We start from the raw sequence: 13,248 nt of genomic DNA, 5'->3' as shown, positions 1-13,248 counted from the left end.
CAAGATCCACGGCGTCATAACTACAGCAGGACTGAATAGCAAGTTTTAAACATTCTAATTTTAACTCTACATCACTTCTAAACATACACAACTCACCAATAATTTATTTCATTAATATTAGCAAATTTACTACTAATTATCAACAAATGCATTTATATAGCTATAGAATTCATCTCCAGATAGGCACAGTTTTAGATGAATTACAGCTTTTTTTGTTATGGCTTAAAACTCCACTGGCAATGTAAAAATTAGGATGTTAATGTCATGACTAGCAAAACTTATCTATTAATGGAAATATCACTTAATTAATATGAATAATAATTGTGCTAATCAAAGATTATATTGGTCACTCTCTACTCCACTAAAATATATGGCCTTAAGCTTAGATGAGTGGTTAGTTATCTTACTTGGTATAGTACCTGGGATAGTGTTACTAAATAGCGGACATGCTAAGCTTGGGATGATATGCATTATAGCTGGTATTGTACTTTGTTATGCATTTAAGAAGTTTAAGAAATTATCGGAATATTTTGTACTTAAGAGTTATTTAGTCGCTAAGAAATGGCTATATGCTCCTACTTCTTATCCTAATTTGCTTGGGAAAAAGGTAGGTAAGTAATGGATCATTTATTTAAGCAAAGCTCTATTCAGCAGCTAGTTAAGTATAATCAGAGATTATTGTTTATCACATTGCTGCTTGCAGTTACGAGTCTTCTTGGGATGATTAAAACAGTTAGCACTGAAGAAAAATGGTTATTAATTCCGGCAATAGAGCCAGATCGTCGAATGATAGTATCGTCCAAGAGCTATCATGAGACCTATCTTAAAGAATGGGCAGTTTTTGTAATGAAAGAATTATTTACTACTTCGCCAGAAGGAGTAGAGAGGCAAATAGCGGATATGAAGGTGGTATCTAGTAATACAGAGCAATTAGATAAGTTTTTTAAAGAACATTTAGATTTTGTTAAAGGTTCTAATATTTCATCGGTATTTTTTCCTAAAAAAGTAAAAGTCATTGCGGATGGAGTATTAATTAATGGAACATTTCGTTATTGGTTTGGAGAGAATAAGCATGTTGCAACTGATAAAACTTATTTGTTAACCTACAAGCGAGGAGCAAATCATTTATTATTACTTACAGGTATTAAGGAAGAAGAGGCAAATAAGCAATGAAAAGTTTGCAGTCAGAGTTACAGATATTAGTAGTTTTTGTTGGAATGATGCTTGCAAGCTTTAGTAGTAATACTTACGCTATAGGTTATATGTTACATGCTGATTCTTTGTTAGAGCTGCAAATAGCTAAAGACGGTCCTACTAGAATTAATATCGAAGGAGAAAAGATTAACGATATTTTTATTCATCCGCAGGAAGCTGCAGAAATAGTTGTGCATGATTCGGGCTGTTTATTTATTTTACCGCAGCAAGATAAAGTCAAGCTTTACTTAACCCTAATTGGGGAAAATGGCACGATCCAAGATTTAATGCTGAATTTTACTAAAAGCAAACCAGCACCAATTAGACTCATTAAGTTTGATTTAGAACAAGAAGTAACAAAGTTAACTAATAACAAGGAAGAGAAGCATCATGAATGTAAAAAACAAAGATGTAATAGAAAAAGAAAATAATAAACAATATTTAAGGATAATATATAATTTATTGCCACTATTATTAATTTTTTGTCTAAATGTAATACTGCCTGAAATCGCTTTAGGAGAAACATTAGAGGGGCAATTAGATAGGATTGGTGGGCTCTCGACTGGTAACTTAAAACTATCGGGATATCAGGGGCAACAATTTTGTCATCAATCTGGGCAGTGGTTAGAGGTAATTTAAGGCTTGCCGGAGCAATTGTAGCTATTGGTATTATTTTAGGATTTTATTTAGAGTGGGTCTCTAGTGGGATGAAAATCAGTTAGACAATTAGGATATTGATTAAAAGCAATGGATCAAGAGTTCAATAAGCAGGAAGAATTACAAAGTACAGTAGAGGATCATAAATTACCATCTACATTTAGTAAAAGATTATCAGGACTCATAGAGATAATTAAAAACAGACCATTAGTAACTCTAGCTTGCCTAGGCGTAATAATGGTTTTGGTATTTTATGGATTTGCCGAAAATGAGGTCAAAACTTCCCGAGGTTTACAAGAAGATAGACAATCAAGGGAAATATCCGGAATAGAAAAGGCCATAGATCCAAGGGCAAAATGGACTGCAGAAATATTAAATGAAGTTAAAAACATGCAGAATCATTTAGAGAAGCTAATAGAGAATAAATATTTAGAAACTAAAACTAAAATTGATGATTTTAGTCAAAAGTTAGAATCATTAGAGAAGCCTCATGAAGAAACTATATTATATGATGGCAATGATTTTAATAATAATCAAAAAATAGAAGATTTACTAGATAATAACCTTGAGCAAAGCATTGCTGCTGCTCCTACTGCTCCAGTAAAAAGATTACTTGGCTATGTAAAAAGAGCTGACTTAAGGATAAAAAAAGACGTTAAAGATTATATTACTACCGGCAGCTTTGCAAGAGGGGTGCTGCTTACCGGAGTAGTGGTTGGAACCGGCACTAATAATGCAGCTTCACCTGAGCCTATAATGGTAAGGCTTGTTGATACAGCTATTTTTTCTAAAGGATATAAAACGGAGCAAATCAAAGAAGCAATTTTAATTGGTTCTTGCACTGGGGATATTTCATCAGAGCGGGCTAAATGCCGGTTAGAGACGGTATCTTTATTAAATCGTAACGGCAAGATAATTGAAAAACCGGTAGAAGGCTGGTTAATAGGAGAAGATGGTAGGCCCGGCATTAAAGGGATAGTTGTTGATAGATCATCAGATGTAGCAAGGATGGCGGTACTTAACGGCATACTTGGCGGGATAGCACAATTTTTTCAGAACCAGGCAACAAATAGCATATTTCCGGTGTCACCGATTACCGGGCAACAAAATGCCTTAAAAGCTCAGGATTCTCTTAAAGCCGGTGTTTATGCCGGCACCGGTAATGCTTTAGAAAAACTTGCTGATTTTGCAATTAAACGAGCAGAAAGTATGAGTCCAGTAATTGTTGTAGCTTCAGGTAGAGTAATAGATGTAGTATTTAGAAAAGGTTTTGATTTAAGAGATAATAAAGAATCCAACAAAGTAGATAGATTACTGCCACCAACTACTACTGATTATTCGCACAATAGAACAAATTATAGTAATTATCAAAATTATTCTGGGAATAAAGTGACAAGTTTTACTAATACAAAAACTAAATTGCAAGAACGTTTTATTAAGAATAATGATGATTATGAAATGACAGATATTGATTTGCAGTCAGAACAACAATATCCGGGTAATTTTCAATGAATAATAAAATAATTAATCTGCTGTTGTTATTAATGTTAAGCTTTAGCGTTGCTAATTGTAAGTTGATGCCATATAGAAGCGATTTTGATTGCCCGCTGCCCCAAGGACTAAAATGTAAATCTTTATATGAAGTAAATAAAATGGCAGATATTGATATGTTTAATCCAAATAATAATAATGATAAGCCTAATTTTAAATCGAGATGCTCTACTAGATGCTTTGGAAGGTATAATAATGACATTAGGAATTAATAAAGATTTTGCTCGGGAAAGACTAGCTAAACATTTTGTTTATGAATCATATGATGAGGAGAGTAGCTTGTTTTTTAATAGGGCTTCAGTAGGATTTGTCCTGCTTGGCTGGCCGCTGGTTGGAACAAGCTTGCAAGCTCAAGGGGAAATAGCAGAATTTCTTAAAAGTGATGAGAATTTACCGGCAGGAAGTAGTTTTCAAATATTGATGATTGGCTCTGATCATATAAGAGAATATCTAGCCCGGATATTGCATGAAGTGAGATTTAAAGTAAGAAATTGAGTAATTTATAATATTAGCAATGATACTTTTGTAAAAATTTTGCCAAAAAGTGCTTTGAAGCCGTTATTTTCAAATTTTAGATGTAATGCCCCTTACCCCATTTTTTCTAAGCACCGGGAACAGTGCTAATCTAGGTTATTCTAATGCTAATTTCTTCATCACATGATTCCATACCTGTCGGTAAGGATATGATGAAGATAACAAAAACTTAATACGCCTAGTATTACGGATAATTACTACCCCAATTTTTAATAATTTTAAACGTATTGTACCTATTTGTGCTTTTGCTAATGCACTACCTTGTAATAAATTACCTCTGATATATTCTACTAAAGTGTATGCAAGACCCGATAAAATCATTCTGAGCTGATTAGCCCACCATCTATGACAAGAAGTACGATCTGCAAATAATTCTAGTTGTTGCTCTTTTATACGGTTTTCCATATCACCACGACCACAGTAAACTTTGTCGTATAAATCTTCAGGTTTATCTGATAAATTAGTTACTATATACCTTGGATTTTCTCCAAGCATTGTCATTTCTGCCTTACCAATTATTCTACGTTCATGACTCCAACTACCAGCCTTATATGGAAACTCACTAAAAAGACGTTGCTTTTCTTGGGTTATAATAAATGCTGCTTTTGACTTCTCCATTGTAGGTTTCAGTAACTCATTTAGTCTGTTATTTTGGGGCATTCCTACAATATATTTTATATTATGAATATCACACCAATCAAACATCTGATGACGACAAAATCCACTATCACCACGAAAAATAATCTTTACCTCTGGCCAAGCTTGGCGAAAACGTTTTACTAACAATGATAATATTGCCCAAGAATGTTTTGCTTGATCCTGCTTTGACGTCCTAAGATAACTAACTAACAGATGCTTTCCACAAAAAACATACAAAGGTAAAAAGCAATTATGACCGTAATAACCATGATAAAACTTACCTTCCTGTTGCCCATGAATTTCATCATCCGTAGCATCAAAATCAAGTATTAGCTGCTTTGGTACTATTTTATGAGACTTAATAAATTTATCAAGCATTAGTTCATGCACTTTAATTGCAAAGTGTCTATCAGCATTGTTTTCTATACGACATAAGGTAGAACTACTTGCCATATCATCAATTGTTTCCATAGCTGTTTGCATAGCAGGACATTTTCGTAGATAATTGTGGTCATTTAAATCTTCATAACCTAATGCAATACCATAAATTCGTTGCCTCAGCATTGTTGCCATATTATGGGTAATTTTACTACCATCTCGTCTATCAGGAAATATTTTAGCAAGCTCCTCTGTTATACCAAGCCTTTTATCTGCTTCTCTTAATAACAACACACCTCCATCGCTACTAATATCACCTCCAGTGAAATTTATCTCTATTGTCCGATTTTTTACTTTGGAAAACTGGTAACTATATGCTATACAATTTGTCATGACAAAATCCTTTGTATTATTCTAATGAAATACCAGTATTATACAGCTTTACGAGGATTTTGTCTCCTATATCTCATGCAATATCCGGGCTAGATAACTGGCAATTACATAGAAAGGGCAGCATCTTTGCTGAGCTTAGCAGTAGAAGAACAAAATTTTTAGAGCAAAAAGCAAAGAAAGAGGGAAATATCAAAGATGTAGTTTTATTAATTTCCGTAACTATTCCGACGCTGACGATTGATATTAATGAGATGATACGAAGAAGAGAAGTACTGCAAGATACATTTAAATCAATTGGTCTTACTACTTATAATGTTGAGGCAACATTGCTATTAAAATTTGTCCGTTTAATATTTGGTTGGAGGGAAGAAGAACATCCTGAACTTAATCCTTATGAAATATTATCTGAGCAGATTTTACCCGGTAATTTTTCTTTATATGAAAAGGAAGATTATGTAAGTCTTAATGATAATCAAATATTTATAAGCTTAGAGGCAGGAAAAAGACCTTCTGAGTGGCGTTTATCAGCCATGGATTTATTTTTAGGTAATGAGCTAAGACGAGATGAATATATTAGAGCAAATTTTTTAATTCATTTTGGTTTGCAGATTATACCAAATCAGTTAGTGGCTAAAACATCTGCTATTACCAAAAGAGAAGCTTTAGAGAGAAATATTAATGCCGGGATGGGTAAATTCTTTCCTAATCTGCAACTAGAAGCACAAGATTTAGCAGGAGCAGTAGCGTGCTTGCAAAGCGGTGATAGAGTAGTAAATATCCACTTAAATGTCATTATGTGGGATCAGAAGAATAAAGCCAAAGGGGCAGCATCACAGTTTTGCGCGCAACTTCGTCGAAGTGGCTGGTATTTTGTCCCTTGTAAATATGATCATTTAGCGGTGGTGCTTGCTAGTTTACCGATGCAGTTAGTTGAAGCCATACCAAATTCTATAGCAGGTAAGTTTAATAGATTCAATAACATATTTAATAAAAAGACTCGGGGAGTTGGCGTAGCATTATCAAATCTTGGTAGAGGCATAAAGACTATTGCCTCAGAAAGTAAGGTGTTACTGCCTATCATTGGTGAATGGAAAGGGGATTTAAGTTCTCCTGGCATGCTGCTTACTGGTAGAAGAGGACAGATAATGTATTGGTCGCCCTTTGGTTCAGCATTAATTGGCTCAAATTTATATACTGCATCTGCAGCTCCCAATGAAAATTTTAATCTTTGTATAGCAGGAGTGCCAGGATCCGGTAAATCAGTGTTTATGCAAGAATTAATGCTATCGGTCTTAGGCACTGGCGGCAGAGTATTTGTTCTTGATTATGGTAGATCATTTAAAAGAACCTGTTTGTTATTGGGTGGTAATTATATAGAGTTTGACTTAAAAAATCCGATATCAATTAATCCATTCTCAGAAATTCCAGCAGGCGGCAGCGAAGACTCAATTGAAGCACAAGCAGATTTTCTAGCAAGTTTTCCATCGATTCTAGCAACCATGGCAGCTCCTCAGTATGGAACTAATGATTTGCAGCAACCAATGCTGCAAAAAGCCTTAATAGCTGTTTGGCAAGCAAAAGGAGCACGAGCTGAGATAACTGACATAGCAGATTGGCTGCTAAAAAGAGAAGAGTCTTACTCGCAAGAACTTGGTAATATGTTATTTCCATTTACCCGTGATGGGCAATATGGCAAATTTTTCAGTAACAAGGCACAATTATCACTAAACTCAGATATAGTAGTAATTGAAACTGATCATCTTCGCAGTAACCAGGCACTACTTGCAGTAATTGTACAAATCATGATTGTTCATATTAACCAGAGCATGGTTAAAGGTGATAGGAAGCGTCCCTTTCTAATCATGATTGATGAAGCATGGAAATTACTATCTGGCAAGAGATCTGGAGAATTTATTGAAGAAGCCGGAAGAATAGCAAGAAAATATAATGGCTCAATAACCCTTGCTACTCAGCAATTAACTGATTACTTTAGGGAAGCAGGATCAGCTGCTGAAAAAGCTTTTGAGAATTCATCACATAAAGTTATTCTCAAGCAAAATCCTGAGAGCTTTAAAGCAATGAGAGCAAACCCCAAACTTGCAGGTTTTGTTGATGAAGATTGGAAGTTAAATTTACTGCAATCAATTCATTCAAATCCACTGCATTATAGTGAAGCAGCAATTTATGGACCAAGTGTTCATGGAGTAGTAGCAAGGTTAATGTTAGATCCATTTACTCTAATGCTGACCTCTACTAATGCTAGGGATTATAGGGCTTTAGAGGATAGAATGATTGCGGGAATGAGCGTTACAGATGCCATCAATAATATACTGGAAGAGCAAGGCTTAGTTTAAAGTTTTATGGGAAAATATGAGAAGATATTTAGCTCTAAAAATTATTATTATAAGCTCCTTTGTTTTATTTGTGATTGTATTAAAGGTAAGTTATGTAAATGCACACAATAATAATTTAGACATAAGCATAGACAATAATTCTAAAATAGCAATTAGCCCGGATATTGCATGAAGTGAGATTTAAAGTAAGAAATTGAGTAATTTATAATATTAGCAATGATACTTTTGTAAAAATTTTGCCAAAAAGTGCTTTGAAGCCGTTATTTTCAAATTTTAGATGTAATGCCCCTTACCCCATTTTTTCTAAGCACCGGGAACAGTGCTAATCTAGGTTATTCTAATGCTAATTTCTTCATCACATGATTCCATACCTGTCGGTAAGGATATGATGAAGATAACAAAAACTTAATACGCCTAGTATTACGGATAATTACTACCCCAATTTTTAATAATTTTAAACGTATTGTACCTATTTGTGCTTTTGCTAATGCACTACCTTGTAATAAATTACCTCTGATATATTCTACTAAAGTGTATGCAAGACCCGATAAAATCATTCTGAGCTGATTAGCCCACCATCTATGACAAGAAGTACGATCTGCAAATAATTCTAGTTGTTGCTCTTTTATACGGTTTTCCATATCACCACGACCACAGTAAACTTTGTCGTATAAATCTTCAGGTTTATCTGATAAATTAGTTACTATATACCTTGGATTTTCTCCAAGCATTGTCATTTCTGCCTTACCAATTATTCTACGTTCATGACTCCAACTACCAGCCTTATATGGAAACTCACTAAAAAGACGTTGCTTTTCTTGGGTTATAATAAATGCTGCTTTTGACTTCTCCATTGTAGGTTTCAGTAACTCATTTAGTCTGTTATTTTGGGGCATTCCTACAATATATTTTATATTATGAATATCACACCAATCAAACATCTGATGACGACAAAATCCACTATCACCACGAAAAATAATCTTTACCTCTGGCCAAGCTTGGCGAAAACGTTTTACTAACAATGATAATATTGCCCAAGAATGTTTTGCTTGATCCTGCTTTGACGTCCTAAGATAACTAACTAACAGATGCTTTCCACAAAAAACATACAAAGGTAAAAAGCAATTATGACCGTAATAACCATGATAAAACTTACCTTCCTGTTGCCCATGAATTTCATCATCCGTAGCATCAAAATCAAGTATTAGCTGCTTTGGTACTATTTTATGAGACTTAATAAATTTATCAAGCATTAGTTCATGCACTTTAATTGCAAAGTGTCTATCAGCATTGTTTTCTATACGACATAAGGTAGAACTACTTGCCATATCATCAATTGTTTCCATAGCTGTTTGCATAGCAGGACATTTTCGTAGATAATTGTGGTCATTTAAATCTTCATAACCTAATGCAATACCATAAATTCGTTGCCTCAGCATTGTTGCCATATTATGGGTAATTTTACTACCATCTCGTCTATCAGGAAATATTTTAGCAAGCTCCTCTGTTATACCAAGCCTTTTATCTGCTTCTCTTAATAACAACACACCTCCATCGCTACTAATATCACCTCCAGTGAAATTTATCTCTATTGTCCGATTTTTTACTTTGGAAAACTGGTAACTATATGCTATACAATTTGTCATGACAAAATCCTTTGTATTATTCTAATGAAATACCAGTATTATACAGCTTTACGAGGATTTTGTCTCCTATATCTCATGCAATATCCGGGCTAGGAAACTTTAAACGTATTGAATCATTAAATATGCAAGATAATACTACTTTAACGGTTTGGCTTAAAGAAGTTGATTTTCCGGTCAAACTACTCAAAAAAGTTTTCACAAACGAGAACGGCAAACAAGGTATATTATACTTGATTACCAATGATTTAAGCCTAGAAGTTCCATATTTCTACGAACTCTATCAAAAACGGTGGCGTATCGAAGAATATCACAAATCAATAAAGCAAAATGCTAGTTTGGCAAAGTCTCCGACTAAAGTTATTCGTTCACAATGTAACCATATTTTTTCTGTACTAATAGCTTACTGTAAATTGGAAAAACTTAAAATAAAAACTCACCTTAACCATTTTGCTATAAAATATAAGCTACTTGTAAAAGCTAATCAAATCGCATTTCAGCAATTAAAAAATATGGCGGCAAATATGCCTATTTGATAAATACTGCGTAACATCAGTAACTAACGACTTTAGAAATCCCCCGGAAGAACTAACCGCCACTATCTACCAGCTTTCTTCTCAAATAGGTAGAGGCTACGGAACTACTATATCATTTTAAAATAAACGACTATGTGCTAGCTTATAAACAGTATTTTGATCACGACGCCCTATAGCTATAACTTGTACTACTAACCTTGAATCTATAACTCTATAAACTAAACGATAACCTACAGTGCGAAGTTTAATTTTATAACAATCTGGCATTGTACTAAGTTTATCTTTAGGAACACAGGGATTTATAAGACGTTCTTGTAATTTTGCTTTAAACTGTTTTTGAATATCTGGTGCTAACTTTCTCCATTCCTTTTTAGCAGTTTCTAAAAAGGTCAATTCATAGGTCATTAATATTTACCGGTATTTCTTTATCGTTTTTACGTTCATCTATAATTCTACCTAACTCAATATCATCAATCATTTCAGTCATTGCTTCATATAAATCAGCAGGAACACAATAAAAAACCGGTTGATTGCGGTTTAATATAGCAAGTGGTTTCCCTCCGGCACTTTGTATAGTACCCATAGGGTTTGACTTAAGCTCAGAAACACTTGCTACTACATCTGCACAAATTACGTGACTCATACTAATATCTCTAAATTACTTTAATTAGTACTAATAATAAAGCTTTTAATAAAACTATTCAAGAATAAAATATGACATATACAAATCGGTTAAAACTGCCGCTTATCCATAGCGGGCAGGCACAGAAGGAAATTACCCATAATGAAGCATTAAATATGCTTGATGTACTAGTAAATTCGGTAATTCACGAGGTTTATATAACTTCGCCGCCTGACTCCCCAAGATCGGGGCAGTTATATATAATCGGTCAAAATGCTACCGAAGAATTTGCAAATCATCCAAATAAAATAGCTCAAAGGCTCGATAATAGTTGGCGGTTTATTACACCGCATAAATGGTTAGCCCGGATATTGCATGAAGTGAGATTTAAAGTAAGAAATTGAGTAATTTATAATATTAGCAATGATACTTTTGTAAAAATTTTGCCAAAAAGTGCTTTGAAGCCGTTATTTTCAAATTTTAGATGTAATGCCCCTTACCCCATTTTTTCTAAGCACCGGGAACAGTGCTAATCTAGGTTATTCTAATGCTAATTTCTTCATCACATGATTCCATACCTGTCGGTAAGGATATGATGAAGATAACAAAAACTTAATACGCCTAGTATTACGGATAATTACTACCCCAATTTTTAATAATTTTAAACGTATTGTACCTATTTGTGCTTTTGCTAATGCACTACCTTGTAATAAATTACCTCTGATATATTCTACTAAAGTGTATGCAAGACCCGATAAAATCATTCTGAGCTGATTAGCCCACCATCTATGACAAGAAGTACGATCTGCAAATAATTCTAGTTGTTGCTCTTTTATACGGTTTTCCATATCACCACGACCACAGTAAACTTTGTCGTATAAATCTTCAGGTTTATCTGATAAATTAGTTACTATATACCTTGGATTTTCTCCAAGCATTGTCATTTCTGCCTTACCAATTATTCTACGTTCATGACTCCAACTACCAGCCTTATATGGAAACTCACTAAAAAGACGTTGCTTTTCTTGGGTTATAATAAATGCTGCTTTTGACTTCTCCATTGTAGGTTTCAGTAACTCATTTAGTCTGTTATTTTGGGGCATTCCTACAATATATTTTATATTATGAATATCACACCAATCAAACATCTGATGACGACAAAATCCACTATCACCACGAAAAATAATCTTTACCTCTGGCCAAGCTTGGCGAAAACGTTTTACTAACAATGATAATATTGCCCAAGAATGTTTTGCTTGATCCTGCTTTGACGTCCTAAGATAACTAACTAACAGATGCTTTCCACAAAAAACATACAAAGGTAAAAAGCAATTATGACCGTAATAACCATGATAAAACTTACCTTCCTGTTGCCCATGAATTTCATCATCCGTAGCATCAAAATCAAGTATTAGCTGCTTTGGTACTATTTTATGAGACTTAATAAATTTATCAAGCATTAGTTCATGCACTTTAATTGCAAAGTGTCTATCAGCATTGTTTTCTATACGACATAAGGTAGAACTACTTGCCATATCATCAATTGTTTCCATAGCTGTTTGCATAGCAGGACATTTTCGTAGATAATTGTGGTCATTTAAATCTTCATAACCTAATGCAATACCATAAATTCGTTGCCTCAGCATTGTTGCCATATTATGGGTAATTTTACTACCATCTCGTCTATCAGGAAATATTTTAGCAAGCTCCTCTGTTATACCAAGCCTTTTATCTGCTTCTCTTAATAACAACACACCTCCATCGCTACTAATATCACCTCCAGTGAAATTTATCTCTATTGTCCGATTTTTTACTTTGGAAAACTGGTAACTATATGCTATACAATTTGTCATGACAAAATCCTTTGTATTATTCTAATGAAATACCAGTATTATACAGCTTTACGAGGATTTTGTCTCCTATATCTCATGCAATATCCGGGTTAGAGATTATGGAGTCAGGGGTCATGTATTTCCAATTATTGAAGAGTCTTTATTAGAGGTCATTATGGCGAGGCTCAAAATAGCAAAACAAAATGGCGTTTTAGAGAAAATGCAGGAAGAATTTAAAAATAAAGTAAAACAGAAAATCTCTAGACCAACTCCAGTAAGAGGTTTAACAAAAGCTAGTAAAAACCGAAGCTGGTTTATAGAACCAAGTTTTATTCAAAAAACTGATATTAAAGATTCTAGTGACGCTGTAATAATAAAAGCTGGCACTAAGGTTAATCCTTTAGAGAAAATAAGCTGGGGAGAACCATTAATGTTTATTGATGGAGATGACGAGAAGCAGATTAAGTGGTCTAAATCACAAATAGGAAAATTAGTACTTACTAAAGGAAACCCTATTAAGATGGCAAAAAAGTTAAATAAGCCGGTGTTTTTTGATCAAGGTGGCGTGCTTACTACTCGTTTTAAAATAAAAGCAGTGCCAGCTATTGCCCGGCAGGAAGGCAAATTACTTAAAATTAGCGAAATCAAGATTAATTGAAATGTTATAGTATTTGAGTAAAGATTGAGGCGTAATCCGGAGGTAATCTATGAAGAAGTGGCAATTATCGGACGCAAAGAAAAATTTAGAAAAGATAATAGATCAGGTATTACAAGGTAGGGTGCAAGCAATAGTAAAATCTAGTGGAGAAGTAGTATATCTAATCGCAGGTGAGAAAAATAATATGATAGCAGAGCAACCAAAGGTAGTTTATCAAGCAAATACAGCTTTAGTTACTTCTGAAATATACAAGTAAT

General features: G+C 34.0%; 15 protein-coding genes and 2 pseudogenes. 12 read left to right on the top strand and 5 right to left on the bottom strand.

The annotated features are described in order from the left end of the window. Positions 1 to 310 precede the first annotated feature (310 nt). The 7 genes and pseudogenes from AAGD48_RS08990 to AAGD48_RS08960 form a co-directional block, all read left to right on the top strand. On the top strand, positions 311 to 619 hold the full coding sequence (locus AAGD48_RS08990) for a hypothetical protein (RefSeq protein WP_341789754.1): 309 nt from the start codon (positions 311 to 313) through the stop codon (positions 617 to 619). Next, on the top strand, positions 619 to 1,173 hold the full coding sequence (locus tag AAGD48_RS08985) for a TraE/TraK family type IV conjugative transfer system protein (protein ID WP_341789753.1): 555 nt from the start codon (positions 619 to 621) through the stop codon (positions 1,171 to 1,173). Before AAGD48_RS08990 ends, AAGD48_RS08985 begins: the two co-directional genes overlap by 1 nt. Continuing rightward, positions 1,170 to 1,625, top strand: a complete 456-nt coding sequence (locus AAGD48_RS08980; RefSeq protein ID WP_341789752.1) for a hypothetical protein — start codon at positions 1,170 to 1,172, stop codon at positions 1,623 to 1,625. Before AAGD48_RS08985 ends, AAGD48_RS08980 begins: the two co-directional genes overlap by 4 nt. Beyond that, positions 1,585 to 1,916 (top strand): annotated as a pseudogene (locus tag AAGD48_RS08975) (hypothetical protein). Before AAGD48_RS08980 ends, AAGD48_RS08975 begins: the two are co-directional and overlap by 41 nt. 25 nt (positions 1,917 to 1,941) lie before the next feature. Further along, entirely contained in the window at positions 1,942 to 3,363 is a 1,422-nt protein-coding gene (locus AAGD48_RS08970; protein WP_341789751.1) for a TraB/VirB10 family protein, read from the top strand. Then, a complete protein-coding gene (locus AAGD48_RS08965; RefSeq protein WP_341789750.1) occupies positions 3,360 to 3,614 on the top strand; it encodes a conjugal transfer protein TraV in 255 nt (84 codons plus the stop codon). Before AAGD48_RS08970 ends, AAGD48_RS08965 begins: the two co-directional genes overlap by 4 nt. Continuing rightward, a pseudogene (locus tag AAGD48_RS08960) lies at positions 3,598 to 3,855 on the top strand (TraC family protein); the annotation flags it as partial. The gene AAGD48_RS08965 and the pseudogene AAGD48_RS08960, both read left to right, overlap by 17 nt. 177 nt (positions 3,856 to 4,032) lie before the next feature. Here the strand turns inward: AAGD48_RS08960 and AAGD48_RS08955 are convergent. Further along, a complete protein-coding gene (locus tag AAGD48_RS08955) occupies positions 4,033 to 5,346 on the bottom strand; it encodes an IS1380 family transposase (protein WP_341789277.1) in 1,314 nt (437 codons plus the stop codon). Between the two features lie 59 nt (positions 5,347 to 5,405). Between AAGD48_RS08955 and AAGD48_RS08950 the strand changes: the two genes are divergently transcribed. Continuing rightward, entirely contained in the window at positions 5,406 to 7,700 is a 2,295-nt protein-coding gene (locus tag AAGD48_RS08950) for an ATP-binding protein (RefSeq protein ID WP_341789749.1), read from the top strand. Positions 7,701 to 8,032: 332 nt separating this feature from the next. Here the strand turns inward: AAGD48_RS08950 and AAGD48_RS08945 are convergent, their stop codons facing one another. After that, complete coding sequence (locus AAGD48_RS08945; RefSeq protein ID WP_341789277.1) at positions 8,033 to 9,346, bottom strand: IS1380 family transposase; 1,314 nt, start codon at positions 9,344 to 9,346, stop codon at positions 8,033 to 8,035. A gap of 59 nt (positions 9,347 to 9,405) precedes the next feature. On the opposite strand from AAGD48_RS08945, the gene AAGD48_RS08940 reads away from it, so the two are divergent. After that, positions 9,406 to 9,879 (top strand): transposase, encoded by a 474-nt coding sequence (locus AAGD48_RS08940; protein WP_341789748.1) that lies wholly within the window; start codon positions 9,406 to 9,408, stop codon positions 9,877 to 9,879. Positions 9,880 to 9,996: 117 nt separating this feature from the next. Here the strand turns inward: AAGD48_RS08940 and AAGD48_RS08935 are convergent, their stop codons facing one another. Then, positions 9,997 to 10,284: a type II toxin-antitoxin system RelE/ParE family toxin gene (locus AAGD48_RS08935; protein ID WP_341789747.1), complete on the bottom strand. Its 288-nt coding sequence runs from the start codon at positions 10,282 to 10,284 to the stop codon at positions 9,997 to 9,999. Then, positions 10,274 to 10,522 (bottom strand): antitoxin, encoded by a 249-nt coding sequence (locus tag AAGD48_RS08930; protein WP_341789746.1) that lies wholly within the window; start codon positions 10,520 to 10,522, stop codon positions 10,274 to 10,276. The genes AAGD48_RS08935 and AAGD48_RS08930 overlap by 11 nt, the downstream gene beginning before the upstream one ends. Before the next feature lie 71 nt (positions 10,523 to 10,593). Between AAGD48_RS08930 and AAGD48_RS08925 the strand changes: the two genes are divergently transcribed. Beyond that, positions 10,594 to 10,905 (top strand): DUF2793 domain-containing protein, encoded by a 312-nt coding sequence (locus AAGD48_RS08925; protein ID WP_341789745.1) that lies wholly within the window; start codon positions 10,594 to 10,596, stop codon positions 10,903 to 10,905. A gap of 135 nt (positions 10,906 to 11,040) precedes the next feature. On the opposite strand, the gene AAGD48_RS08920 is transcribed toward AAGD48_RS08925, so the two are convergent. After that, positions 11,041 to 12,354, bottom strand: coding sequence for an IS1380 family transposase (locus tag AAGD48_RS08920; protein ID WP_341789277.1), 1,314 nt, complete (start codon positions 12,352 to 12,354; stop codon positions 11,041 to 11,043). A 37-nt stretch (positions 12,355 to 12,391) separates the two neighbouring features. On the opposite strand from AAGD48_RS08920, the gene traW reads away from it, so the two are divergent. Together traW and AAGD48_RS08910 are read left to right on the top strand one after the other, a co-directional pair. Then, positions 12,392 to 12,991, top strand: a complete 600-nt coding sequence (gene traW, locus AAGD48_RS08915; protein ID WP_410526040.1) for a type-F conjugative transfer system protein TraW — start codon at positions 12,392 to 12,394, stop codon at positions 12,989 to 12,991. Positions 12,992 to 13,040: 49 nt separating this feature from the next. Beyond that, positions 13,041 to 13,247, top strand: coding sequence for a type II toxin-antitoxin system prevent-host-death family antitoxin (locus AAGD48_RS08910; protein WP_341789744.1), 207 nt, complete (start codon positions 13,041 to 13,043; stop codon positions 13,245 to 13,247). The last annotated feature ends 1 nt before the right edge of the window (position 13,248 follow it).

It is taken from the genome of Rickettsia endosymbiont of Polydrusus tereticollis, from assembly GCF_964026385.1.
Taxonomy (GTDB): Bacteria; Pseudomonadota; Alphaproteobacteria; order Rickettsiales; family Rickettsiaceae; genus Rickettsia.
This window is presented reverse-complemented; position numbering and strand designations above follow the sequence as displayed.

Excerpts from the sequence above, each read along its gene's own strand:
- AAGD48_RS08930 (WP_341789746.1), bottom strand. The coding sequence starts at position 10,522 with ATGAGTCACGTAATTTGTGCAGATGTAGTAGCAAGTGTTTCTGAGCTT.
- AAGD48_RS08980 (WP_341789752.1), top strand. The coding sequence starts at position 1,170 with ATGAAAAGTTTGCAGTCAGAGTTACAGATATTAGTAGTTTTTGTTGGA.
- AAGD48_RS08990 (WP_341789754.1), top strand. The coding sequence starts at position 311 with ATGAATAATAATTGTGCTAATCAAAGATTATATTGGTCACTCTCTACT.
- AAGD48_RS08920 (WP_341789277.1), bottom strand. The coding sequence starts at position 12,354 with ATGACAAATTGTATAGCATATAGTTACCAGTTTTCCAAAGTAAAAAAT.
- AAGD48_RS08965 (WP_341789750.1), top strand. The coding sequence starts at position 3,360 with ATGAATAATAAAATAATTAATCTGCTGTTGTTATTAATGTTAAGCTTT.
- AAGD48_RS08925 (WP_341789745.1), top strand. The coding sequence starts at position 10,594 with ATGACATATACAAATCGGTTAAAACTGCCGCTTATCCATAGCGGGCAG.
- AAGD48_RS08935 (WP_341789747.1), bottom strand. The coding sequence starts at position 10,284 with ATGACCTATGAATTGACCTTTTTAGAAACTGCTAAAAAGGAATGGAGA.
- AAGD48_RS08985 (WP_341789753.1), top strand. The coding sequence starts at position 619 with ATGGATCATTTATTTAAGCAAAGCTCTATTCAGCAGCTAGTTAAGTAT.
- AAGD48_RS08970 (WP_341789751.1), top strand. The coding sequence starts at position 1,942 with ATGGATCAAGAGTTCAATAAGCAGGAAGAATTACAAAGTACAGTAGAG.
- AAGD48_RS08945 (WP_341789277.1), bottom strand. The coding sequence starts at position 9,346 with ATGACAAATTGTATAGCATATAGTTACCAGTTTTCCAAAGTAAAAAAT.
- AAGD48_RS08955 (WP_341789277.1), bottom strand. The coding sequence starts at position 5,346 with ATGACAAATTGTATAGCATATAGTTACCAGTTTTCCAAAGTAAAAAAT.
- AAGD48_RS08910 (WP_341789744.1), top strand. The coding sequence starts at position 13,041 with ATGAAGAAGTGGCAATTATCGGACGCAAAGAAAAATTTAGAAAAGATA.